The sequence below is a fragment of the Arthrobacter crystallopoietes BAB-32 genome (assembly GCF_000328305.2).
Taxonomy (GTDB): Bacteria; Actinomycetota; Actinomycetes; order Actinomycetales; family Micrococcaceae; genus Crystallibacter; species Crystallibacter crystallopoietes_A.
In genome coordinates, this window is sequence record NZ_ANPE02000158.1 from 1 (window position 1) to 20,927 (window position 20,927).

A 20,927-nucleotide genomic window follows, 5' to 3' on the forward strand; every position below is an offset into this window, starting at 1 on the left:
GTGCCGCCGGCGCTGCCGCCTGCTGCTGCACTCCGGCGGCGGCCTGCCGTTCGGACTCCTCGATGAGCGCCTCCAGCTGCCGCTCGCGCTCGGCCTCCTCCAGGGCGGCGATCCGGCGGTTCTCCTCCTTGACGCTGGTGCCGCGCAGGTCGGCCAGATGCGCCAGCAGGTCCCGGCGCTGTTCCTCCTGCCGGGCGATGAGCGACTCCTGGGCTTCGCTGGCGGCCTTGGCTTCGGCCTCGGCGGCGCTGGCGGCGACGCTGGCATCGGCGGCGGCTTCCTCCGCCTGGGAAACGTAGAGCTCCCACTCGGCCCACAGCGCTGCGGCCTGGGCCGCCGAATCCAGCGTCTGGGACCGGTTGGCCGCGAGGGCATCCAAGGTCGACGCCCGGTACAGCACATCGCCGGCCGTGCTGCTGTCCAGCAGCGAGGTCACAACCGGATTGACGCCGCCGTTGCGGTAGAGCTCGCCGGCGAGCTGGCCGACCTGGCCCTTGACGGACTCGAAGTATTCCTTCGCCTGCGCCGCCTTCCCGCGGGCATCGTCCAGCTCGGCCTGCCGCTCCTGCTGCTCGAGCAGGGCCACGCTGTAAGTGTTCTGCAGCTCGGTCGCCTCGTAGCGCGCCGTCTCCAGATCCGCCGTTGCGGTCCGCAGCTGCTCCTCGATCCGGTCCACCAGCTCCTGCGCCGCTTCGGCATCGCCCTTGGCCGCCTCGATCTCGCGGTCCGTCGGAGCCGACGGGCTCAGCGGAAGGGAGAGGCCGCGGGCCGAGACCACGGGCAGCCCGTCCGCCGGGGCGGCCACCGCGGCAGGGAGCGGAACAAAGCCAAGGACAACGACGGCGGAAGCCACCAAGGCAGCGGTGCGCACCGTCGTCGTACGTCCCGAAGCGGAACGGGGCATGCGGGAAGACAGCCTCATAAATACGAGTCCTTACATCAGCGCGGAATGCACGCGCTCCCCCCAAAGGAACGGCCGGCCATGGGGGCCGGTCCGGTTTGCCGCGCCTTCCGAAGGCAGCGCCGGCAGGCCGGATTGCATCCTCAACGCTCTTGAGAATATGCATCAGGATTCACAATGGCAACATTTGTCTCTTATGCATCATAAATAACAACAGTGTCGTTTAGTCGCAGTTGATCCGGCGTGTTGGGCAGGCAAGGGTGCAGGAGGGCAGGAAAGGGCAACCCGAAGCGCCGGCACCCGCTCCGGCGGACATGGGTCAGTCGTGCTGCGGCAGCTCGTGCCTGGCGTGCGTCACCGGCTCCACCTGGAAGGTGCAGTGCTCGGTGTCGAAGTGGCTGCCCAGGCAGGCAGACAGCCGGTCCAGGATGCGGTCGAGCCCTTCGGCGTGCAGCGTGTGGTCCTCCACGACCACGTGCGCCGAGAAGACCGGCACGCCCGAGGTGATGGTCCAGATGTGGATGTCGTGGACGTCGACCACGCCGTCGACCGACATGATGTGTTCGCGGACCTGCGCCACGTCCACATTCTTGGGCGTCGCCTCCAGCAGCACGTTGAGCACATCGCGCAGCAGGCTCCAGGCGCGCGGCAGGATCAGGACGGCAATCAGCACGGAGGCAATTGTGTCCGCCTGCGTGTAGCCGGTCACGGCGATCACGGTGCCCGCCGCAATCACCGCGATTGAACCGAGCAGGTCGCCGAGCACCTCCAGGTAGGCGCCGCGGACATTCAGGCTCTCCTTGTGCCCGCCGTGGAGGATCAGCAGGCAGGCCAGGTTGGCCACCGCGCCAAGCACCGCGGCCAGCAGCATCGTGCCGGTCTGGATGTCGGGATCCTGCCCCAGCCGCCGGATCGCCTCGGTGAAAATAACGACGGCGATCCCCACCAGCACCACCGCGTTCAGCAGCGCGGCCAGCACCTCGGCCCGCTGGTAGCCGTAGGTGCGCTTGTCCGTCGGCGGCAGAGTGGCAATCCAGGCGGCCATCAGCGCGATGAAGACGCCGGCCGCATCCGAGAGCATGTGTCCGGCGTCAGCGAGCAGGGCCAGCGAGCCGGACAGGAACGCGCCGGCGGCCTGCACGATGACCACGGCCAGGGTGATGCAGACAACCCAGACCAGCTTGCGGCGGTGCCGGCCGGTGGCCGTGCCATTCCCCTGGAGTCCGTGGCTGTGTCCGTGTCCCTTGGTCAGTCTCCAGCCCAGTTCGTGCAGCCGGTCGTCGTCGATGCCGAAATGGTGCGCCACTTCGTGGATGACGGTGACCAGCACTTCGTGGACGACTTCCTCGCGGGATTCGCACATGCGCAGCAGCGGCCCGCGGAAAATGATGATCCGGTCCGGCAGCGACCCTGCGGCCCACCAGTGGTCGCGTTCGGTCAGCGGCGTGCCCTCGTAGATGCCCAGCAGCTCAGTGTCCGGGTCCTCCCAGGGCTGCGGGGTGTACTCTTCCTCGACAAAGATTCCCACGTTGGTCATCGCGCGGGCGAGGTCCTCCGGGATCTGGTCGATTGCGTCGTTGACGGCGTCCTCGAAGTCCGTCAGGGTCATCTCGATGGGCACAGTCCGACTCTACCCGGGCGCCTCGAATCCGCCGTTTTGGATTTTCCGGGAGAAGGCCCTATAGTTTTATGAGTCCACAGCGGGAAACGCACCAATGTGGTCCTGGAGCCCCCATCGTCTAGCGGCCTAGGACACCGCCCTTTCACGGCGGCGGCACGGGTTCGAATCCCGTTGGGGGTACGCAAGAAGCCATCCGGTTTCAGTGCAGGAGGAAGTGGTCAAAACCGCTCCGAAAGCCTGATAGGATGGATGCTTGTAAAAACGAGGCCCTGTAGCGCAGTTGGTTAGCGCGCCGCCCTGTCACGGCGGAGGTCGCGGGTTCAAGTCCCGTCAGGGTCGCTGAAGGTTTCCGGATGCGGTTCGGAAACCTCGGTGATCATCGACAGATGTTCCCAGGCTCTGTAGCTCAGTTGGTAGAGCGTTCGACTGAAAATCGAAAGGTCACCGGATCGACGCCGGTCGGAGCCACAGCAAATGAATCCCCGCCTTGTACGAGGCGGGGATTTTTTCTTAAGCAGGCCGCCGGAAAGTCGGCGTTTGCAGTCCAGCCTGCAGCACGAAAATGCCGGGCGGCGTCCGGGAAGCTCCCATGCAGTTCCCAGCCAAGGGCAGTACCCTGTTGGGCGTGGTGGAACGGGAACATTCGGGGAGCTTGCGCCTGAAGTGCCCCTTCAAGCTTGCGGCGGTTGCGGCAGCCGGAGCCTTTGCTTTGGCAGCCTGCACAGCGCCGGACGGTACCGGCACGGCGACCGTGACGGCTGAATCCGCGGCCGGGACGTTGGAAGGGCCGGGCCCGCAGGAGCTCGACGGGCAGTCGCTCTTGCCGGAGGATGCTCCCGGCGCACCGGCGGGGGGCTCCGATCCTTCCGCTGAGGACAAAGGCAAGGACGACGGCGGCAACTGGGGTTCCTATTCTTCGGCGACCGATGCCTGTGCTGCTGTCGCCAGCGGTGTCACGGTCCTCACGGTCGCGCCGCTGAACCTCCTCTCCGGCGTCGATGAAGACCAGCTTCGGGACCTGGAAGCCGGCGTCCGGGATCTGGCACGGAAAGCCCCGGAGGAGCTGCACGAGCCGCTGGCCGGGATCGAAGCGGAGATTGGCCGCCATGACGGCCTTGACGAGTTCGACTACGCGGCCTTCCGCGACGCCCTGGACCCCCTGGACGACTGGCTGGACACGCACTGCAGCTTCTGAGCAGCCGTCGCCGCCGGACATAGGCATTAGGCTTGGCAGCAGAAGACAGTGCAGGCGTTGCCTGCCCGGGACCAGGCGAGGGAGAGCAGATGGAGGACCGGAACCTGCCGGCCGGAGCGCCTCCGGCCTATCGGCCGGCCGTGGGTGGTGGCGGACCGGAGGCCGCGGCGCCTCTGCCGCCCGAGCCGGGCCTTGCGGTCGATGCAGCCGCGGATCCCGCCTTGCTCGCGGCCACCCCGGGCAGGACCACCATTTCGGACACTGCCGTGGCCAAAGTCGCCGCGGTGGCCGCCCGGAACGTCCAGGGCGTCTTTGCCCTCGGCAGCGGGGCCGGCCGCGCCTTGAGCGTGCTCCGGGACGCCGTCGCCGGAAGCGATCTCGGCCAGGGTGTGCGGGTGGAAGTGGGCCAGACGCAGGTTGCCGTGGACATCAACCTGGTGGCGGTCTACGGTGTGCCGCTGCAGCAGCTGGCCAACAAGGTCCGCGCAGCGGTCTACACGGCGGTAGAGGAATTCGTGGGCCTGGACGTCATTGAGGTCAACGTGGAAATCAATGACGTGCACGTGCCCGGACTCAGCGATGCCAGGACAGCAACGGAAAAGCCTGCCCGGCAGGGAACACCGTGACGGGCCGGAGGAAGCTGGAGGCAGATTACCTATGAGCTACACCGCAATCGGCATGGCGGCAGGAGCGGCCTTGGCATGGGCCGCACTCGTCTATGGTTTCTGGGGCTTCCTGCTGATGGCCGTGTTCCTGGTGATCGGCGGGCTGCTCGGGCGCGTGGCCGAAGGCAAGCTGGACCTGCGCAGCGTGCGGGACGCGCTGACCGGACGCCGCTCCTCTTCATGACCGCCGCGGATACCGGCCGCAGCACAGCGTATTCCGGCCACAACAGGGTCAGCACCCAAGCCCTGACCAGCACTGCCCAGGGAGTGGCCTCCGAAGTGCTCGGAGTCTCCCCCGAGCTGATCCGTGCCTCATGGCGTGACGACCAGGGCGCCCTGGCCCTCTCGCTGGCCCTGCCGATCGGCATCCCGTCGCTGAACCGAGTGGTCTTCGACCCGCAGCTCGTGGACGGCTTCGGCGGGTCCGTCTGGGAGCGCGTGCATGCGGCCAAGGGCGAGGTCTTGGCGCGGATCTCGGACATCACTGGTTCGGCGCTGAGCCGGGTGGACATCCGCGTCACCGGCGTCCGGATCCAGGACGGAGGGCGGGTGCGGTGACACAGACCCACTATCACGAGCTGCCGGATGAACAGGACGCCTCCGACCGGTTCCGGGACAGCCTGGCAGCCCGGGAACTGCACAGTTCACGGGCGGCGGCCTCCATCGTGGCGGCCGTGCTGGTGGCCGGCGCCTGCCTCTTTGTCCTGCTGGAAGCACTGCTTAAGGCCATCGGGCAGCGGGCCTGGCTGGTGGACCCCCGGGACGCGGCTGCCTGGGTGCACCAGCTGCCGGGCAGCGTCCCGCCGCTCATCCTGGGCACGGCCGGCCTGCTGATCCTGCTGGCCGGGCTGCTCTTCCTGCTCAAGGCCCTGCTGCCCGGTCGGTTGCACCGGCACGCCATTCCGGCCCGCCGCGGGATTGTCGTGGTCGACGACGAGGTCATCGCCTCCTCGCTGGCCCGCCGCGCCCGAACCGCGGCCAACGTCTCCCGCGAACAGGTCCTGGTCGCCGTCTCCCGGAACCTGGTGGAGGTCCAGCTGCGGCCCACCTCCGGAACGCCGGTGGACGAGGCGCTGATCCAGGGCGTGGTCGAGGATGAACTGCTCCGCACCCGGATCGAGCCGATGCCGCAGGTCCGGGTCCAGGTCTCGAGCTCCGGGGTGGTGGGCCAGTGAACCAGACACCGCGCGGGCTGAACCGCCTCCTGCTGGCCGTCATCGGCCTGGTCCTGCTGGCCACGGGCGTCCTGGCCCTGGGGCTGGCTGCTTTCCCCGGCCTGGCCGGCTGGTGGCGCCGCACCACGCAAGGCGCGGGCACCGCCGTCGAAAATCTGCTGGCAGCCACCACGTTGCCGGGCCAGCGCGACAGCTGGCTCTGGATCGTCCTGGCGCTGCTGATGCTGCTGGTCGTCCTGGCGATGATCACGTGGATCGCCCAGCAGGGGAAGGGCCGGGCGGGCACGCTGGCAGCGGACGATGTCGACGACGGCGGTCCCGGGATGGTGTCGCTCAGCGGTGCGGCGGCCGAGCAGGCGCTCAAGGCGGCGCTGGCCGAACGCGAGGACATCCTGCACGTAACCGTGGCCACCTACGAATACCGCGGAACGCCCGGGCTGAAGGTCCGGGTGCTGCCGCGCAAGGGGGTGGCCCCGCAGGACCTGGCCGAGGACATTTCCGCCCAGGTGGAGGCCCTCGACCTGGTGCTCGGCCGGCGGATTCCCGTGGTGGTCAGCATCGGCGCCAGCGCCCGCAGCCGGCTGGGACGCGGCGACCGCGTGCACTGACAAGCACTCCTCGCAACCACACTTCCTCATGCAGCACCGCCGGGAGACCTTCCTGAAACGTTAAAGTGCGCTGGGTCACGATTGCATATCGATGCTTGCCTGCTGCAACCGAACTCTTGCCGCCCTGGAGCGTAAGCGTTTACGTTGGCGCTACTCAATGCGCAACTGGTGGCACGGGTCTGCCCATCGGACTTGTTCTTTGGCCACTTGACGAAGGAGTCACACCATGGGAATTGCTCGCACCAAGAGGGGCGTACTGCCACTGGCCGCGGTCAGCGCGCTGACCCTGGCGCTCTCCGCCTGCGGCGGCAGCGGATCCAACGAAGGCGAAGGCGGCGGGGAGGCCGCGGCGGACTGTTCCGCCTACGCAAGCTACGGAACGTTCGACGGCGCGGAGGTCAGCGTCTACTCGACCATCACGGACCTGGAAGCCGAGCGGCTGGAGGACTCCTGGGTGGATTTCGAGGGGTGCACCGGGATCGACGTCGTCTACGAAGGCTCGAACGAGTTCGAGACCCAGATCGGCGTGCGCGCCCAGGCCGGAAACCCGCCGGACATCGCCATCATCCCGCAGCCGGGCCTGCTGGCGCAGCACGCCCGGGCCGGCTACCTGAAGCCGGCGCCGGCTGAAGTCGAGGCGCTGGTGGACGAGAACTGGTCGGAGGACTGGAAGAGCTACGGCACCGTGGACGGCACGTTCTACGCGGCACCGATGCTGGCCAGCGTCAAGGGCTACATCTGGTACGTGCCGTCGACCTTCGAGGAAAAGGGCTGGGAAGTCCCGCAGACCTGGGACGAGATGATGACGCTCACCCAGACCATCGCGGACGAGGGCACCATGAAGCCGTGGTGTGCCGGCTTCGAAGCCGGCGAAGCCACCGGCTGGCCGGGCACCGACTGGATCGAGGACGCGGTGCTGCGCCAGGCCGGCCCCGAGGTCTACGACCAGTGGATCAACCACGAGATTCCGTTCAACGATCCGCAGATCGCCGAGGCTTTCGACGCCGTCGGTGCCATCGTCAAGAACGAGGACTACGTCAACGGCGGCTTCGGCGATGTGCGCTCGATCCTTTCCACCACCGTGGAAGAGGGCGGCCAGCCGGTGCTGGACGGCAGCTGCGCGATGCACCACCAGGCGACCTTCCAGGCGGCAAACTGGCCGGAGGGCACCAACGTGGCCGAGGACGGCGATGTCTGGGCCTTCATCACCCCGGGCGAGGAAGCCGGAGCCGGCGCCATCACCGGCGGCGGCGAGTTCGTGGCAGCCTACGCTGACCGCGACGAGGTCAAGGCTTTCCAGCAGTACATGGCCTCGGCGGACTTCGCCAACAACCGGGTGGAGCAGGGCGCTGCGATCAGCGCGAACAAGGGCCTTGACCCCGCGCTGGCGCAGAACCCGCTGGACCGGCAGTCCATTGAGCTGCTCCAGGACGAGAACACCGTGTTCCGGTTCGACGCCTCGGACCTGATGCCCGGCGCCGTGGGCGCCAACTCCTTCTGGAGTGGCATCGTGGAGTGGATCAACGGCGCCTCCACGGAGCAGGTGCTGGATTCGATCGAGTCCAGCTGGCCCAAGGAGTAGCCAGCCGCCGGCGCGGCCGGTCCGGTTCCTGAGCGGACCGGACCGGTCCCGCCGTCGTCGTTACTTTCCGGCACCAAGGAGGTTGCCCCGTGGAAGACTTTGGCGAGAAGTTCGTCCAGGTCGGTGTCGCCCTGGCCATCTTTGCCGGCGTCGTCGGACTGATCATGCTGCTGGTGGACCGTGCGCCCAAGTCCTTCCGGGACAAGGCGACCGTGGTCGGGTTCCTGCTGCCGGCCGCGGTGCTGCTGGCGATCGGCCTGGTGGGCCCGGCGGTGCAGACCACCTTCCTGGCCTTCACCGACCGCAACGGCGATCCGAACGGCCTGGACAACTTCGTCTGGATGTTCACCCAGCCCGAAGCCCTGGTCACGCTGCGCAACACCCTACTCTGGGTGGTCCTGGTGCCGCTGCTGTCGACCGTGATCGGCCTGGCCTACGCGGTGTTCATCGACCGGGCACGGGGCGAGAAGGCGCTGAAGGCCCTGGTGTTCATGCCGATGGCGATCTCCATGGTCGGCGCCGGCGTGATCTGGCGGTTCGTCTACGCCTACCGCGGCGGCGAGCAGGAGCAGATCGGCCTGCTCAACCAGCTGCTGGTCTGGTTCGGCGGCGAGCCGAAGCAGTTCCTGCTGGACGCTCCCGAGAACACCTTCTTCCTGATCGCCGTGATGATCTGGATCCAGACCGGCTTCGCCATGGTGATCCTCTCAGCGGCGATCAAGGGCATCCCGATGGAGATCGTCGAGGCGGCGCGGCTGGACGGCGCCAGCGCGTGGCAGCAGTTCCGCAGCATCACGGTGCCGTCGATCCGCGGGGCGTTGATCGTCGTCGTCACGACCATCACAATCGGCACGCTCAAGGTGTTCGACATTGTGCGGACCATGACCGCCGGCAACTTCGAAACCTCGGTCGTGGCCAATGAGATGTACACCCAGGCGTTCCGCGCCAACGAGCCCGGCCGCGGCGCCGCGCTGGCGCTGGTGCTGTTCCTGATGGTGCTGCCGGTGGTCATCTACAACGCCCGGCAGCTGAAGAAGCAGAGGGAAATCCGATGAGCGCCATTCCAGCAGATTCGGCGGCGGCCACGGCCACCGTGACCGAGGAAACCATCACCGGACCGCGTCCGCCCATCAGCCGCCGGGTCAAGCAGCGCCTGACCTCGCGCGGCGCGACCGCGGCGGCCATCATCATCGCCACGCTCTGGACCATTCCGACTTTCGGCCTGTTCATTTCCTCGTTCCGGCCGGAGGACGCCATCCAGGACAGCGGCTGGTGGACCTTCTTCAGCAACCCGCAGGTGACGCTGGAGAACTACGCCGACGTCCTGGCCTCGGGCCGCAGTTCCTCGCCGAACCTGGGCCAGTACTTCATCAACTCGCTGGCCATCGTGATCCCCGGGACCATCTTCCCGCTGGTGATCGCGTCCATGGCGGCGTACGTCTTCGCCTGGGGCCGCTTCCGCGGCAAGGACACCCTGTTCATCTTCGTCTTCGCGCTCCAGATCGTGCCGCTGCAGATGGCGCTCATCCCGCTGCTGTCCCTCTTCATCAACCTGAAGATCGGCGACTTCCAGCTGCTGCCGGCCGGAACGTACGCCCAGCTGTGGATCGCGCACACCATTTTCGCGCTGCCGCTGGCCATCTTCCTGCTGCACAACTTCATCTCCGAGATCCCCAATGAAGTGATCGAGGCGGCGCGGGTGGACGGCGCCGGCCACGCCACGATCTTCTGGCGCATCATCCTGCCGCTCTCCGTGCCGGCCATCGCCTCCTTCGGCATCTTCCAGTTCCTCTGGGTCTGGAACGACCTGCTGGTGGCCCTGGTGTTCTCCGGCGGAACCGCGGACGTCGCGCCCATCACGCAGCGGCTGGCCGAACTCACCGGCACCCGCGGCAACGAATGGCACCGCCTGACCGCCGGCGCCTTCATCTCGATGATCATCCCGCTGGCCGTGTTCTTCGGGCTGCAGCGCTACTTCGTCCGGGGCCTGCTGGCGGGCGGTCTCAAGGGGTGAGCCAAGGGTGACCGGGATCGACGGCGTCGCCCGGGCCCTCGGAGTCTCCACCGCCACGGTGTCGCGCGCCCTGCGCGGCCTGCCCGGCGTCTCCGCGGCCACCCGGGAACGCGTGCGCGCTGCGGCCGAGGAACTCGGATACGTGCCCTCGTCCTCCGCGGCGCACCTGGCCTCCGGGCGAACCATGGCCCTGGGCGTGCTGCTGCCGCGGATCGACGAATGGTACTTCGCCGCGGCTTTGGAAGGCGTGGACCGGGCCCTGCGCGCGGCCGGCTACGACCTGGTGGTGTTCAGCCTGGGCGGCTCCGGCCGGAACCGGGAGCGCGTGTTCCACCGCTCCATGCTGCGCAAGCGCATCGACGCCCTGTTGCTGATGTGCCTGGAGCTGACGCCGCAGGAACTGGCTGCGCTGCAGCAGCTGGACTACCCCAACCTGACGGTGGGCGGCTACGTCGAGGGGCTGCGGAATGTGGGCATTGACGACGACGCCGCGGCCAGTGAGGCGGTGGAGCATCTGGTGGGGCTGGGGCACCGGAAGATCGCGTACCTGGCCGGCGGGGATGGACACGGCGTGCACTTTTCGGTGCCGTCGCGGCGCGAGGCTGCGTTCCGCCGCACCATGCGACGGCACCGCCTGCCAGTGCGTCCGGAGTGGATGATCTTCGGCGACTTCCGCTTCGGCGCCGCCAAAGAAGCCGCCGCGCGGCTGCTTGAGGCGCCGGGAGACCGGCCGACGGCGGTGTTCGCCTCGTCCGACGAAATGGCCTTCGGCGTGCTAGCCGCCGCACAGGAGCACGGGGTGCCGGTGCCGCAGGAGCTTTCCGTGATCGGCATCGACGACCATGATTTCGCCGCACCGCTGGGCCTGACCACGATCCGGCAGGACCCGCGGGAGCAGGGCAGCTTCGCGGCGGAGCTGCTGCTGGCCGAGCTGCAGGGCGCCCCGCCCCAGCCGGATCCGCCGTGGCGCCCGCACGAACTGGTCATCCGGCGCTCCACTGCGCCGCCGCAGGAAAAATTTTGAGCTTCCTGTCGATTCCCTTCGGCCCCGTTCGACGCAATAGTAGAGGGATGCATCGGGCACCCTCGTCCACCTAAGGAGAGAACCATGAAGTACATGCTCATCATGCGCAGCACCGACGAAGCACTCGCCGCCTCCAAGGAGATGGACTTCGAAGAGATCATCAACAAGATGGGCGCCTACAACGAGCAGCTCATCAAGGCAGGAGTCATGCTCGGGGGCGAGGGCCTGGCCGACGTGTCCGAGGAAGCGAACTTCGTCGTCGACTTCTCGGAGGAGCCGCCTGTCGTCACGGACGGCCCGTACGGCGAGACCCACGAGCTGTTCAACGGCTTCTGGATCCTGCAGGTCTCCTCCAAGGAAGAGGCCATCGAATGGGCCAGCCGCTGCCCGCTGGGCCCGGGCTCGAAGCTCGAGGTCCGGCGCATCACGGAGGCCGAGGACTTCGCGGACTTCGCCGACAACGAGTACATCCAGAAGGAAGAAGGATGGCGCGAGGAGGAAGCGAGGCTCCGCGCGCAGAACAGCTGAGCGGTCCGAAGGCGGAGCAGCCATGACGTCGGCGGAGGCCGCCGAACGGACCAGGCGGCGGATCGATGCGCTGTGGCGCATCGAGGGCGCACGGATCGTCGCGGCGCTGGCCAGGGCGACCCGGGATGTCGCGCTCGCCGAGGACCTGGCGCAGGAAGCCGTGGCCGATGCCTTGGCGCAGTGGCCGGAAGCGGGCATCCCGAAGAACCCCGGGGCCTGGCTGACGGCGGTCGCCAAGCGCAAGGCCATCGACGGGTGGCGCCGCGCCGAGCGGCTCGACGAGCGCTACCGGGAGATCGCCGGCCAGCTGCAACCTGAGGATGACGTGGTGTGGCAGCCGGTGGACGACGACGTGCTGCGGCTCGTGTTCACAGCCTGCCACCCGGTCCTGTCGCGCGAGGCCCAGATGGCGCTCACGCTGCGGCTCGTCGGCGGCCTGGCCACGGAGGACATTGCACGGCTCTTCCTGGTCCCGGTGGCCACCGTGCAGCAGCGGATCGTGCGGGCCAAGAAGACGCTCGGAGCCGCGAAGGTGCCGTTTGAAACCCCCGAGCCGAACGAATGGGGGCCGCGGCTCAAGGCCGTTCTGGGCGTCGTGTACCTGATGTTCACTGAAGGATATGCGGCGACGTCGGGGGACCGGTGGCTGCGTCCGGACCTGGCCGGCGAGGCACTCCGAATCGGCAGGATCCTCGCCGGGCTGGTACCGCGCGAGGCCGAGGCCCACGCCCTGGTCGCCTTGATGGAATTCCAGGCCTCCAGGTTCGCCGCGCGCACGACGGCAGCCGGCGAACCCATCCTGCTGGCGGACCAGGACCGATCCCGCTGGGACCGGGCGCAGATCGGGCGCGGCCGGGCCGCCCTCGCCCGTGCAGATGCGGTGGGCCGCGGACGCGGCAACTACGCGCTGCAGGCCGCGATCGCCGAATGCCATGCGCTCGCACCGAGCGTCGAGGAGACGGACTGGCCGCGTATCGTGCTGCTGTACGAGGCCCTCGGACGCATCGCGCCCAGCCCGGTAGTGGAGCTCAACCGTGCGGTGGCCGTCTCCATGGCCACCGGACCCGAGACCGCCCTGGCGATCGTGGACCGGCTGGCCGGCGAGGGCGGGCTGCGCGGATCGCACCTGCTGCCCAGCGTCCGCGGAGAACTGCTGGCCCGGCTCGGCCGGATGCAGGAAGCGCGCGGCGAGTTCAGCGTTGCGGCAGCCCTGGCCCGGAACGGCCCCACGCGCAAGGTCCTGGAACGCAAAGCCGCGGATGCCGCGCCAGGAGGAGCTCCGCCGTCGTAATTCAACGGCTGCGCAGCATTTACCGCTGCCCGGTGCGGCCGGTGGTCAGGAGGCGCGGGCGAGCTGGCGGATCTTGATCCAGCGGGTCGCAAGCCGGCGGTAGGCTGCTGCCGCGCCGGTCATGTCGCCCTCGGCCAGCGATTCGATTCCGGCCTGGACATCGGTCGGGGACTCGTCCGGGTACACGAGGTCGGCCACTCGCCCGTAATCGAGCTCGAGCATGCCGGTCAGGGTGAAAGTCTGCATCCACTCGGTGATTTCGGTCAGCTCATCGAGCAGATCGAGGCCGGGCGCGGCGACGGCCAGTGAGGCCGCGGCGTAGCGGGCCCGGTCGATGCACTGGCTCAGCGGCGCGCTGATGCGCACGGTGTCGATGCCGTGCTTGCCCTCCACGACCTCGGTGTGGTCGTCTTCGCGGAACAGCACGAACCAGCCGAACGGGATGCCCCAGGTACTGCTGCGGGTGTGCAGCTTGGCCAGCGAATCGGCGAAGCTGTCCGGGTCCAGCCGCTGCTGCTGCGCATCCCGCGCCGCCTCCGGCAGCAGCACGCCCAGCAGCGGGTTGTGCAGGCTGTGCGAGATGGACTCGGCCGCCAGCGTGCTGCGCACTGCCAGCTGGTTGGGGCAGTAGTAGGGCGTGGTCAGCCCCTCCGGCGAGGGGTAGTGCAGCACCCGGACCAGGTCACCGCTGCTGTGCGGGAACGGATCGGACACCGTCCGGGTGATCCGGCGCAGCGACAGCCCGCGGTCCAGCTCCTCCGTCTCCCTGCGGTCCCGGTTGCGCTGGTCCATGATCAGCACTTGCTGTTCATCGCCGAAGGCGTCCAGCGGCTCGAAGACGCGCAGGTAGGAGACAAACGGAAAGCTGGTCATCGCTAGTCCAGCTCCACGATGACCGGGGCGTGGTCCGAGGCGCCCTTGCCCTTGCGTTCCTCGCGGTCGATCAGGGCGCCGGAAACGCGGTTGGCCAGGGCGGGGGAGGCGAGGACGAAGTCGATCCGCATGCCCTGCTTTTTGGGGAAGCGCAGTTGCGTGTAGTCCCAGTAGGTGTAGGTGCCGGGGCCCGGGTGGTAGGGGCGAACCACATCGATGAAGCCGGCCTCTTCGAAGGCGTGGAAGGCGGCGCGTTCTTCGTCCGTCACGTGCGTGTAGCCCTCGCGCCGGAACAGGTCGATGTCCCAGACGTCCTCGTCCCGCGGCGCGATGTTCCAGTCACCGCAGAGCGCAATCTGCGCCTCCGGGTCCTCCTGGAGCCAGGCGATCGCGTGGTTCTTCAGCACGTCGAGCCACTGCAGTTTGTAGGGCATGTGCGGGTCCCCGATGGCCCGCCCGTTGGGAACGTAGAGGCTCCAGACCCGCACTCCGCCGCAGGTGGCCGCCATGGCGCGGGCCTCGGCATGGATCTCGTCCTCGATTTTGCCGAAGTGCGGCTGGTCCACGAAGGTGCGCTCGACGTCATCCAGCCCCACCCGGGAGGCGATGGCGACGCCGTTCCACTGGTTCAGCCCGAAGTGCGCCACTTCATAGCCGTTCTTTTCGAAAAGATCCCACGGGAAGTTCTCGTCCGAGGCCTTCGTCTCCTGGATAGCGACAACATCTACATCGGAGCGCAGCAGCCACTGCTCCAGGCGGTCGGCACGGGCACGGATCGAGTTCACATTCCAGGTAGCAATCTTCACACCAAGTACGTTACCGAACTGGAGCGGCCGGTGCGGCAGGCCGTGTTCGGGCCGTCATGCGGCCGAAGTCCGCGGCGCCCGCCTCAGCGGGCCCAGACTCCCGAGCTGCCGCGCCGGTGGCTGCCGACGAGGTGGGTGTCGATGATCCCGATGGCTTCCATCAGCGCGAACATCGTGGTCGGGCCGACGAAGGCGAACCCTTCCTTCCTCAGGGCCTTCGACAGGGCGGCGGATTCCGGGGACTGCGTCGGGATGTCGTCCACGATGTGCGGTTCGGGGGTGCTGTCCGGCTGGAACGACCAGACGAAGTCCACCAGCCCGCCCTTGTCCCGCAGGGCGATCGTGGCGTTGGCGTTGGTGATCGCGGCCCGGATCTTGGCCTTGTTACGGATGATGCCGGTATCGCCCAGGAGGCGATCGACGTCGTCGTCGGTAAACGCTGCCACCGTTTCCGGGTGGAAGTCGTGGAAAGCCGCGCGGAAGGCGGGGCGTTTGCGCAGGATGGTGGCCCAGGACAGGCCGGCCTGGAACGCCTCGAGGCTGATGCGTTCGTAGAGGCCCTGCTCGTCGCGGACCGGCATGCCCCATTCGGTGTCATAGTACTCGCGCAGCAGCGGGTCGACGGAGGCCCAGGCCGGGCGCGCCAGCCCGTCCTCGCCCAGCACCAGCCCGCCCGCCAGCCCGATGTCCGTCATGGCAGCCCCGTGACGCGCATGGTGATGTTGATCCGGCCGCGGTCCAGTCCGCAGCCTTCAGGCGCGGTGCCGGGCAGCAGCTTCATGACGCCATGGTAGGCCAGCCGGGAGGGGCCGCCGAACACGAACAGGTCGCCGGAAGCCAGGTCGATGTCCTGGTAGGGCTTGTTCCGGTTCTCTGTGTTGCCGAAGCGGAAGCGGCAGGTGTCGCCGATCGACAGGGACACGACCGGGGCCAGCGAGCGCTCGTCCTTGTCCTGGTGCATGCCCATGCGGGCCTGGTCGTCGTAGTAGTTCACCAGCGCGGTGTCCGGCGTGTAGGCCTCGCCGGCCTGCGGGTCGCCGGTGGCCTCCGCCAAGGCCTTGCGGCCGAGCCGGACCATCCAATCCGGGAAATCGAGGACCCGGTTGCCGTTAACGTCGACGGCCTCGCGGGTGTACTCGTACGGGCGCCAGTGCCAGCCGAGGCACACGGTTTTTACGCTCATTTCGTGGCCGCGGACCTTCGCCGAGCGGATCGGAACCGGCCCGGCGGCCCATTCGCGGAAGCGGTCGGCGAGCCAGCGCTGCTGTTCAAGGGTGAGCCAGCCGGGCACCCAGACGGCACCGGGCGCCAGTTCGCGGCGCGGCCGGTGGAGCAGGTTGTCGCCGAACAGCGCGCTCATGCTGCGGCTTTCTCCAGGTTGAGCAGCGTGCTCTTGGCCTCGAGGCCGCCGATGTAGCCGCCCAGCGTGCCGTCGGTGCGCAGCACGCGGTGGCAAGGTACGACGACGGGAAGCGGGTTCGTCGCGCAGGCGGTACCGACGGCGCGGACCGCCTTCGGGCTGCCGACCGATTGTGCCACTTCCCGGTAGGACTCGGTGTGCCCGTAGGCGATCGCGGGAAGATGGCGCTGGACCAGCTGGCGGAAGCCGCTCGAGAGCGAGTAATCCAGCGGCAGGTCGAAGCCGGTGCGGACTCCGGCGAAGTACTCGTCGAGCTGCCGTGCGGCAGTGTCCAGCCGCTGCGGTGCCCGGAGGATCCGCGGGCTGATCTTCGCCGCGAGCAGGCCCAGCACGGCGTCGAACCCTTCGCGTTCGAACGCGACCCGGACCAGTCCCTGGACGGTGGCCGCGAGCAGCAGCGGCCCGACCGGGGTGTCGATGGTGGTGTAGGCGAGGTCGAGGACGCCGGCCTTTTCGGCGTCCGCTTCGAGCCGGCGGTGCAGCTGCGCCAGCGTGCCGTCGGCTGGAGTGGCCAGCGCAGCGAGGGCGCGGGCGTCCAGTTCACCATCGTGGTCGATGCTGGTCATCGGTTTGCTCCTTCCGACAGTGTGCCCGCGGAGTAGTAGTGGATCCTCAGTTTCTTGACGCCGTCGGCTGCGGCGCGCCGGGCCGCGTCTGCCGTGCCGCCCAGGATGCCGGCGATCTGCTGGTAGGTCAGGCCCCCGAGGTAGCGGTAGGCGACGGCCTGCCGCTGTTTGTCCGGCAGGGCCTTGACCGCAGCCCAGAGGTCCAAATCTCCGCTTCCGGGAGTCCCGATCGTGGAGGCCCGTTCCGGGGTTTCGCCGACGGGGAATGCCTGGCGTTGCCGGGCCCGGGTGGCGTCAATCGCCTTGCGGTGGGCAATCGTGACCAGCCAGGCTTCGACGTTGGCGCCGTCGGGCAATTCCGGGTACGCCCGCAGCGCCGCCAGGAACGTCTCGGACCAGGCGTCGTCCGCGTCGGGATGCGGGCCGAGCACCGCCCGGCACACCCGCAGCACGGTCAGCCCGTGGTCGGCCACGACCTGCTCGAACGGCTGTTTCATCTTCATCACCTTGCAGACGCCGCGGCGGCCGGAAACGTGAGCCGGGAATCCTGGCGGTCTTCCGGCGGGCCGGCCGGCACGGCGAAGCAGTGTCCAGCGGGGACGGCTGGCGCCGCAGGCAGGTCAGGGGTGCGTGCTAGCTCTTCCACCACTTGTCGAAGATGTTCACCGGGACGGTCCGCTTGTGCCGGGTGCGCAGGTACTTCTGCTCGATCGTCTCGGCCACGGCTTCGGGCACCTCGCGGCCTTCGAGGTAGTCGTCGATCTGGTCGTAGCTCAGGCCCAGTTCGTCCTCGTCCGTGCGGCCGGGCTGGTCATCGAGCAGGTCGGCGGTCGGCGCCTTCCGGTACAGCCGCTCCTCGGCGCCGAGGTGTTCCAGCAGCTGGCGGTTCTGGCGCTTGTTCAGGCCGAACAGCGGCAGGACATCGGCCCCGCCGTCGCCGTACTTCGTGAAGAACCCGGTTACCGACTCGGCGCCGTGGTCCGTGCCGAGGACCAGGTAATTGTGCTGGCCGGCCATGGCGTACTGCGCGATCATGCGGACGCGCGCCTTGATGTTGCCCTTGTTGAAGTCCGTGATCTGCTCGCCGGTGCTCTTCCCGAACTCGTCCTCGAAGCCTTTGACCGCCGGTCCGATGTTGAAGACCCGCGAGGTCTTGGGCGCGATGAAGTCCATGGCCGCCCGGGCATCATCCTCGTCATGCTGGACGTTGTGCGGCAGCCGGACAGCCACGAAGTTGGCCTCGATGCCCTCGGCCTCCAGTTCGTCCACCGCCAGCTGCGCCAGCTTGCCCGCCAGGGTGGAATCCAGGCCGCCGCTGATGCCCAGGACGAACCCCTTGGTGCCGGTCGCCTTCAGGTATTCCTTGAGGAACGCCACGCGCTTGCGGGCTTCCTCGGCAGGATCGATGGAGGGCTGGACGCCCATTTCAGCGATGATGGTGGCCTGGAGTTCACGCATGTGCCCAGCGTACCCGCTGCCCTGTTTCCGGGAAGTTTCGACGGCGGATTGGTTCCGTTTCGCCGTCTTTATTGCTTGAAGGCGGCGTCGAAGGAACCGGACGGCGGCTGGAAGTCGAACTGCTTCAGGAAGGCCAAGGCCTCGGGCGCACCCTGCAGGCGGTCCATCCCGGCGTCCTCCCATTCGACGCTGATCGGCCCGTCGTAGCCGATCGCCGCCAGTGCCCGGAAGCTGGCTTCCCACGGCACGTCACCCCGGCCGGCGGAGACGAAGTCCCAGCCGCGCCGCGGATCTCCCCAGGGCAGATGCGAGCCAAGCCGGGTGTTGCGCCCGGTGATCCGCAGCTTCGTGTCCTTGCAGTCCACGTGGTAGATCCGGTCCTTGAAGTCCCAGATCAGCGAGACGGGATCGATGTCCTGCCACATCATGTGGCTCGGGTCCCAGTTGATGCCGAACGCCTCCCGGTGCCCGATGGCGTCCAGCGCCTGCACGGTGGACCAGTAGTCGTACGCGATCTCCGAGGGATGGATTTCATGCGCGAACCGCACGCCGCATTCGTCGAAGACGTCCAGGATGGGGTTCCAGCGGTCGGCAAAATCCCGGTAGCCGGCGTCGATGACCTCCTGCGGCACCGGCGGGAACATCGCCACGTACTGCCAGATGGCGGAGCCGGTAAAGCCGACCACGGTCTTCACGCCGAGCCGCTGCGCCAGCCGCGCGGTCAGCTTCAGCTCCTCCGCGGCACGCTGCCGCACGCCCTCCGGCTCCCCGTCGCCCCAGACTTTCGGACCGACGATGCCTTGGTGCCGGAAGTCGATCGGGTCGTCGCAGACCGCCTGGCCCTTCAGATGGTTTGAGATCGCCCACACCTTCAGTCCGTTGCGCTCCAGGATGTCCAGCCGGTCCTGGATGTAGGCGTCGTCGTCCCAGCGCCAGGCGTCCAGATGGTCGCCGGAGACCGCGATCTCCAAGCCGTCGTAGCCCCAGCCGGCGGCGAGCTCGGCCACCTTCTCGAACGGGAGGTCGGCCCACTGGCCGGTGAAGAGCGTGTAGTTGCGTGCCATGGCTTCCGGTGGCTCCTAACGGTGGGGTTCGACGGCGGTGGCTGCGGTCTGCGGGGTGGTGTGGGTTCCGGCGGGGAGCTCGACGGCGGCGCCCGCCCGGGCAGCGCTGCGTTCGACCGCGTCGAGGACGCGCTGCACGGCGAGCCCATCGGCGAAGGAGGGTTCGGGCTGGACGCCGCCGGCGATCGCGGCGAGGAAGTCCGCGGCCTGGCTGGTGAAGGTGTGGTCCCAGCCCAGGGTGTGGCCTGGCGGCCACCAGGCCGCCAGGTAAGGGTGGCTCTCTTCGGTGACCAGGATCCGTGCCGCACCCTGCAGCGCGGCCGGTGCTCCGGCGTCATAATAGTGCAGTTCATTCAGCCGCTCCAGGTCGAAGCGCAGACTGCCGCGGGAACCGTACACCTCGATCTGCAGCGCGTTCTTCCGCCCGGTGGCACAGCGCGAGGCCTCCAGCGACACCACGGCGCCGCTGTCCAGCTGCAGCGTGGACCAGACCGCGTCATCCACCGTCACCGGCTCGGGCCCGGTGCCGCCGGCGCGTTCCGGCACGAACGTCCGCAGCTGCGCCGAGACACTCGCCACCCGGGCCCCGGTGAGGAAATGGACCTGGTCGACGGCGTGCGAGGCCAAGTCCCCGAGGGCGCCCGAGCCCGCGGTTTCCCGCCGCAGCCGCCAGGTCATCGGCGCGGCCGGATCGGTGAGCCAGTCCTGCAGGTACGCGATCCGCAGCTGCCGCAGCGTGCCCAGCCGGCCCTCGGCAATCAGCTGCCGGGCCAGCGCGAGGGCCGGAACGCGGCGGTAGTTGAAGCCGACCATGGCGAACGTCCCGCCGGCGGCAGCCCGCTCCGCCGCGGCCGCCATCAGCTCGGCCTCGGCCACGCTGTTGGCCAGCGGCTTCTCCACCAGCACGTGCTTGCCGGCCTCCAGCGCCGCGGCGGCCAGTTCGGCGTGCAGGTGCCCCGGCGTGCAGATGTCCACGATGTGGATGTCGTCCCGCTCCAGGACGCTGCGCCAGTCCGTGGCGCTGCCGGCCCAGCCGTAGCGGCCAGCGGCGGCTGCCACCCGGTCCGCGTCCCGGCCGACCAGGACCCGCTGCGCCACCGCGGACGAGTCGTAGAAGGCGTTGACGTTCCGCCAGGCGTTCGAGTGCGCCTTGCCCATGAAGGAGTAGCCCAGCACGGCCACACCCAGGGGTGCTGCGGCCGTCGGCGGGCCGGTGCGGCCGGACACGGTTGCGGTCATCGTCTTCCTCTCCTTCTTCCCGGTTCCGTGGCGCGGTCAGAGGCTGCGCAGGAACGCGAGCCCGTCCGCGGCCAGCCGGTCTTGGCTGGGAGCCAGCGGCCGCCAGATCGATGCGGCGGTGGCGATCGCGGCGTTGCCAGCGGTGAAACTCTCGATGTTCAGCGGTCCGGCATAGCCCACCTCGTCCAGCGCCTTGACCAGCCCGGCCCAGTCCGTCTGGTCGCCGCCCGGGGCACCGCGGTCATTGCCGCAGACCTGCAGGTGCACCAGGTGCCGGCCGGCGGCCCGGATGGCGGCGGCGCTGGAGCGCTCCTCGATGTTCAAGTGGTAGCTGTCCAGTGCCAGTCCGACGCCGTTGCCCAGCAGCGGGTCCAGCGCCTCCAGCGCCTGCTCGGTGGTGTTGATGAGCGAGGTTTCGTACCGGTTCAGCGGTTCTATCCCCAGTACGACGCCGGCTTCCGCGGCTTGGGCGGCTAGCGGCGCCAGGTTTTCGCGCAACTGGCGGTACGCCCCGGTGCGCTCGGCAGCGTCCATTCGCCACAGCCGCCCGGTATGGGAGTAGAACGGTCCGCACACGGCCGGAGCACCGACGTCGTACGCCAATTGGAGGCACGCGCCCAGGTACTCCTGCGTGGCCGCGATGGTGCCATCGTCAGCCAGCAGCAGCTCCCGGCCCGGGGCCATGGCCCCCACAATGAACGGCTTGAGCCCGGTCCGCTCGAGCGCCTCGCGGACTGTTGCTGCGGTGAGGTCCCCGACGTTCTCCAGCGGCAGTTCCACCGCGTCGAAGCCCAGGGCCGCGATGTGGTCGAGCAAAGGGGACAGGCCGGCATCGGTCAGCGGCGACTGCCACACCCAGGTGTTGACGCCGATGAGCCTCTTCACGGCCTGCCTCCG

General features: G+C 68.5%; 23 protein-coding genes, 3 tRNA genes and 2 pseudogenes. 15 read left to right on the forward strand and 13 right to left on the reverse strand.

Features of this window, described 5'->3' with window-relative positions; genetic code table 11:
• The 3 genes and pseudogenes from D477_RS12830 to D477_RS23310 all read right to left on the reverse strand — a co-directional run.
• Positions 1–904, reverse strand: a pseudogene (locus D477_RS12830) (coiled-coil domain-containing protein); the annotation flags it as partial.
• A gap of 316 nt (positions 905–1,220) precedes the next feature.
• Positions 1,221–2,153: a cation diffusion facilitator family transporter gene (locus D477_RS12835; protein ID WP_043846913.1), complete on the reverse strand. Its 933-nt coding sequence runs from the start codon at positions 2,151–2,153 to the stop codon at positions 1,221–1,223.
• A gap of 15 nt (positions 2,154–2,168) precedes the next feature.
• Positions 2,169–2,510: pseudogene (locus tag D477_RS23310) on the reverse strand (metallopeptidase family protein); the annotation flags it as partial.
• A 119-nt stretch (positions 2,511–2,629) separates the two neighbouring features.
• On the opposite strand from D477_RS23310, the gene D477_RS12840 reads away from it, so the two are divergent.
• From D477_RS12840 to D477_RS12910, 15 genes are all read left to right on the forward strand, one after another.
• Positions 2,630–2,702 (forward strand) — tRNA-Glu (locus D477_RS12840).
• Between the two features lie 85 nt (positions 2,703–2,787).
• A tRNA-Asp gene (locus tag D477_RS12845) sits at positions 2,788–2,861 on the forward strand.
• A 56-nt stretch (positions 2,862–2,917) separates the two neighbouring features.
• Positions 2,918–2,990, forward strand: a tRNA-Phe gene (locus tag D477_RS12850).
• Positions 2,991–3,111: 121 nt separating this feature from the next.
• Entirely contained in the window at positions 3,112–3,717 is a 606-nt protein-coding gene (locus D477_RS12855) for a hypothetical protein (RefSeq protein WP_150110114.1), read from the forward strand.
• Positions 3,718–3,806: 89 nt separating this feature from the next.
• Positions 3,807–4,343 carry an Asp23/Gls24 family envelope stress response protein gene (locus tag D477_RS12860; protein WP_005269864.1) on the forward strand — a complete coding sequence of 179 codons (537 nt, stop codon included), beginning with the start codon at positions 3,807–3,809 and terminating at the stop codon, positions 4,341–4,343.
• 31 nt (positions 4,344–4,374) lie between these two features.
• On the forward strand, positions 4,375–4,566 hold the full coding sequence (locus tag D477_RS12865; RefSeq protein ID WP_005269865.1) for a DUF2273 domain-containing protein: 192 nt from the start codon (positions 4,375–4,377) through the stop codon (positions 4,564–4,566).
• A complete protein-coding gene (locus D477_RS12870; RefSeq protein ID WP_005269866.1) occupies positions 4,563–4,940 on the forward strand; it encodes a hypothetical protein in 378 nt (125 codons plus the stop codon). The genes D477_RS12865 and D477_RS12870 overlap by 4 nt, the downstream gene beginning before the upstream one ends.
• The gene (locus tag D477_RS12875; protein WP_005269867.1) at positions 4,937–5,557 is read left to right on the forward strand and encodes a hypothetical protein; all 621 of its coding nucleotides are present in this window, start codon (positions 4,937–4,939) and stop codon (positions 5,555–5,557) included. The genes D477_RS12870 and D477_RS12875 overlap by 4 nt, the downstream gene beginning before the upstream one ends.
• Positions 5,554–6,165, forward strand: coding sequence for a hypothetical protein (locus tag D477_RS12880; RefSeq protein ID WP_005269868.1), 612 nt, complete (start codon positions 5,554–5,556; stop codon positions 6,163–6,165). Before D477_RS12875 ends, D477_RS12880 begins: the two co-directional genes overlap by 4 nt.
• 226 nt (positions 6,166–6,391) lie before the next feature.
• Positions 6,392–7,747: an ABC transporter substrate-binding protein gene (locus D477_RS12885; RefSeq protein ID WP_005269869.1), complete on the forward strand. Its 1,356-nt coding sequence runs from the start codon at positions 6,392–6,394 to the stop codon at positions 7,745–7,747.
• Between the two features lie 89 nt (positions 7,748–7,836).
• Positions 7,837–8,802, forward strand: coding sequence for a carbohydrate ABC transporter permease (locus D477_RS12890; protein ID WP_005269870.1), 966 nt, complete (start codon positions 7,837–7,839; stop codon positions 8,800–8,802).
• The gene (locus tag D477_RS12895) at positions 8,799–9,761 is read left to right on the forward strand and encodes a carbohydrate ABC transporter permease (protein ID WP_005269871.1); all 963 of its coding nucleotides are present in this window, start codon (positions 8,799–8,801) and stop codon (positions 9,759–9,761) included. Before D477_RS12890 ends, D477_RS12895 begins: the two co-directional genes overlap by 4 nt.
• A 7-nt stretch (positions 9,762–9,768) precedes the next feature.
• On the forward strand, positions 9,769–10,785 hold the full coding sequence (locus D477_RS12900) for a LacI family DNA-binding transcriptional regulator (RefSeq protein WP_005269872.1): 1,017 nt from the start codon (positions 9,769–9,771) through the stop codon (positions 10,783–10,785).
• An 84-nt stretch (positions 10,786–10,869) separates the two neighbouring features.
• Positions 10,870–11,313, forward strand: a complete 444-nt coding sequence (locus D477_RS12905) for a YciI family protein (protein ID WP_005269873.1) — start codon at positions 10,870–10,872, stop codon at positions 11,311–11,313.
• Between the two features lie 22 nt (positions 11,314–11,335).
• A complete protein-coding gene (locus D477_RS12910) occupies positions 11,336–12,604 on the forward strand; it encodes an RNA polymerase sigma factor (protein WP_005269881.1) in 1,269 nt (422 codons plus the stop codon).
• Positions 12,605–12,649: 45 nt separating this feature from the next.
• Here the strand turns inward: D477_RS12910 and D477_RS12915 are convergent, their stop codons facing one another.
• The 10 genes from D477_RS12915 to D477_RS12960 form a co-directional block, all read right to left on the reverse strand.
• Positions 12,650–13,477 carry a hypothetical protein gene (locus tag D477_RS12915; protein ID WP_005269883.1) on the reverse strand — a complete coding sequence of 276 codons (828 nt, stop codon included), beginning with the start codon at positions 13,475–13,477 and terminating at the stop codon, positions 12,650–12,652.
• 2 nt (positions 13,478–13,479) lie between these two features.
• A complete protein-coding gene (locus D477_RS12920) occupies positions 13,480–14,283 on the reverse strand; it encodes an exodeoxyribonuclease III (protein ID WP_005269885.1) in 804 nt (267 codons plus the stop codon).
• 83 nt (positions 14,284–14,366) lie between these two features.
• Positions 14,367–14,978, reverse strand: a complete 612-nt coding sequence (locus tag D477_RS12925; RefSeq protein ID WP_005269886.1) for a DNA-3-methyladenine glycosylase I — start codon at positions 14,976–14,978, stop codon at positions 14,367–14,369.
• Positions 14,975–15,643 carry an alpha-ketoglutarate-dependent dioxygenase AlkB family protein gene (locus tag D477_RS12930; RefSeq protein ID WP_005269888.1) on the reverse strand — a complete coding sequence of 223 codons (669 nt, stop codon included), beginning with the start codon at positions 15,641–15,643 and terminating at the stop codon, positions 14,975–14,977. The genes D477_RS12925 and D477_RS12930 overlap by 4 nt, the downstream gene beginning before the upstream one ends.
• Positions 15,640–16,269, reverse strand: coding sequence for a methylated-DNA--[protein]-cysteine S-methyltransferase (locus tag D477_RS12935; protein ID WP_005269902.1), 630 nt, complete (start codon positions 16,267–16,269; stop codon positions 15,640–15,642). The genes D477_RS12930 and D477_RS12935 overlap by 4 nt, the downstream gene beginning before the upstream one ends.
• Positions 16,266–16,772: an RNA polymerase sigma factor gene (locus tag D477_RS12940; RefSeq protein WP_202804097.1), complete on the reverse strand. Its 507-nt coding sequence runs from the start codon at positions 16,770–16,772 to the stop codon at positions 16,266–16,268. The genes D477_RS12935 and D477_RS12940 overlap by 4 nt, the downstream gene beginning before the upstream one ends.
• A 130-nt stretch (positions 16,773–16,902) precedes the next feature.
• Positions 16,903–17,727, reverse strand: a complete 825-nt coding sequence (gene nadE, locus D477_RS12945; RefSeq protein ID WP_005269905.1) for an ammonia-dependent NAD(+) synthetase — start codon at positions 17,725–17,727, stop codon at positions 16,903–16,905.
• A gap of 68 nt (positions 17,728–17,795) precedes the next feature.
• Entirely contained in the window at positions 17,796–18,791 is a 996-nt protein-coding gene (locus D477_RS12950) for a sugar phosphate isomerase/epimerase family protein (protein ID WP_005269906.1), read from the reverse strand.
• Positions 18,792–18,806: 15 nt separating this feature from the next.
• Entirely contained in the window at positions 18,807–20,030 is a 1,224-nt protein-coding gene (locus D477_RS12955; RefSeq protein ID WP_005269907.1) for a Gfo/Idh/MocA family protein, read from the reverse strand.
• Between the two features lie 36 nt (positions 20,031–20,066).
• Complete coding sequence (locus tag D477_RS12960; protein ID WP_005269908.1) at positions 20,067–20,915, reverse strand: sugar phosphate isomerase/epimerase family protein; 849 nt, start codon at positions 20,913–20,915, stop codon at positions 20,067–20,069.
• Positions 20,916–20,927 lie beyond the last annotated feature (12 nt).

Excerpts from the sequence above, each read along its gene's own strand:
- D477_RS12925 (WP_005269886.1), bottom strand. The coding sequence starts at position 14,978 with ATGACGGACATCGGGCTGGCGGGCGGGCTGGTGCTGGGCGAGGACGGG.
- D477_RS12930 (WP_005269888.1), bottom strand. The coding sequence starts at position 15,643 with ATGAGCGCGCTGTTCGGCGACAACCTGCTCCACCGGCCGCGCCGCGAA.
- D477_RS12895 (WP_005269871.1), top strand. The coding sequence starts at position 8,799 with ATGAGCGCCATTCCAGCAGATTCGGCGGCGGCCACGGCCACCGTGACC.
- D477_RS12910 (WP_005269881.1), top strand. The coding sequence starts at position 11,336 with ATGACGTCGGCGGAGGCCGCCGAACGGACCAGGCGGCGGATCGATGCG.
- D477_RS12915 (WP_005269883.1), bottom strand. The coding sequence starts at position 13,477 with ATGACCAGCTTTCCGTTTGTCTCCTACCTGCGCGTCTTCGAGCCGCTG.
- D477_RS12860 (WP_005269864.1), top strand. The coding sequence starts at position 3,807 with ATGGAGGACCGGAACCTGCCGGCCGGAGCGCCTCCGGCCTATCGGCCG.
- D477_RS12955 (WP_005269907.1), bottom strand. The coding sequence starts at position 20,030 with ATGACCGCAACCGTGTCCGGCCGCACCGGCCCGCCGACGGCCGCAGCA.
- D477_RS12935 (WP_005269902.1), bottom strand. The coding sequence starts at position 16,269 with ATGACCAGCATCGACCACGATGGTGAACTGGACGCCCGCGCCCTCGCT.
- D477_RS12950 (WP_005269906.1), bottom strand. The coding sequence starts at position 18,791 with ATGGCACGCAACTACACGCTCTTCACCGGCCAGTGGGCCGACCTCCCG.
- D477_RS12905 (WP_005269873.1), top strand. The coding sequence starts at position 10,870 with ATGAAGTACATGCTCATCATGCGCAGCACCGACGAAGCACTCGCCGCC.
- D477_RS12885 (WP_005269869.1), top strand. The coding sequence starts at position 6,392 with ATGGGAATTGCTCGCACCAAGAGGGGCGTACTGCCACTGGCCGCGGTC.
- nadE (WP_005269905.1), bottom strand. The coding sequence starts at position 17,727 with ATGCGTGAACTCCAGGCCACCATCATCGCTGAAATGGGCGTCCAGCCC.
- D477_RS12855 (WP_150110114.1), top strand. The coding sequence starts at position 3,112 with ATGCAGTTCCCAGCCAAGGGCAGTACCCTGTTGGGCGTGGTGGAACGG.
- D477_RS12940 (WP_202804097.1), bottom strand. The coding sequence starts at position 16,772 with ATGAAGATGAAACAGCCGTTCGAGCAGGTCGTGGCCGACCACGGGCTG.
- D477_RS12870 (WP_005269866.1), top strand. The coding sequence starts at position 4,563 with ATGACCGCCGCGGATACCGGCCGCAGCACAGCGTATTCCGGCCACAAC.
- D477_RS12865 (WP_005269865.1), top strand. The coding sequence starts at position 4,375 with ATGAGCTACACCGCAATCGGCATGGCGGCAGGAGCGGCCTTGGCATGG.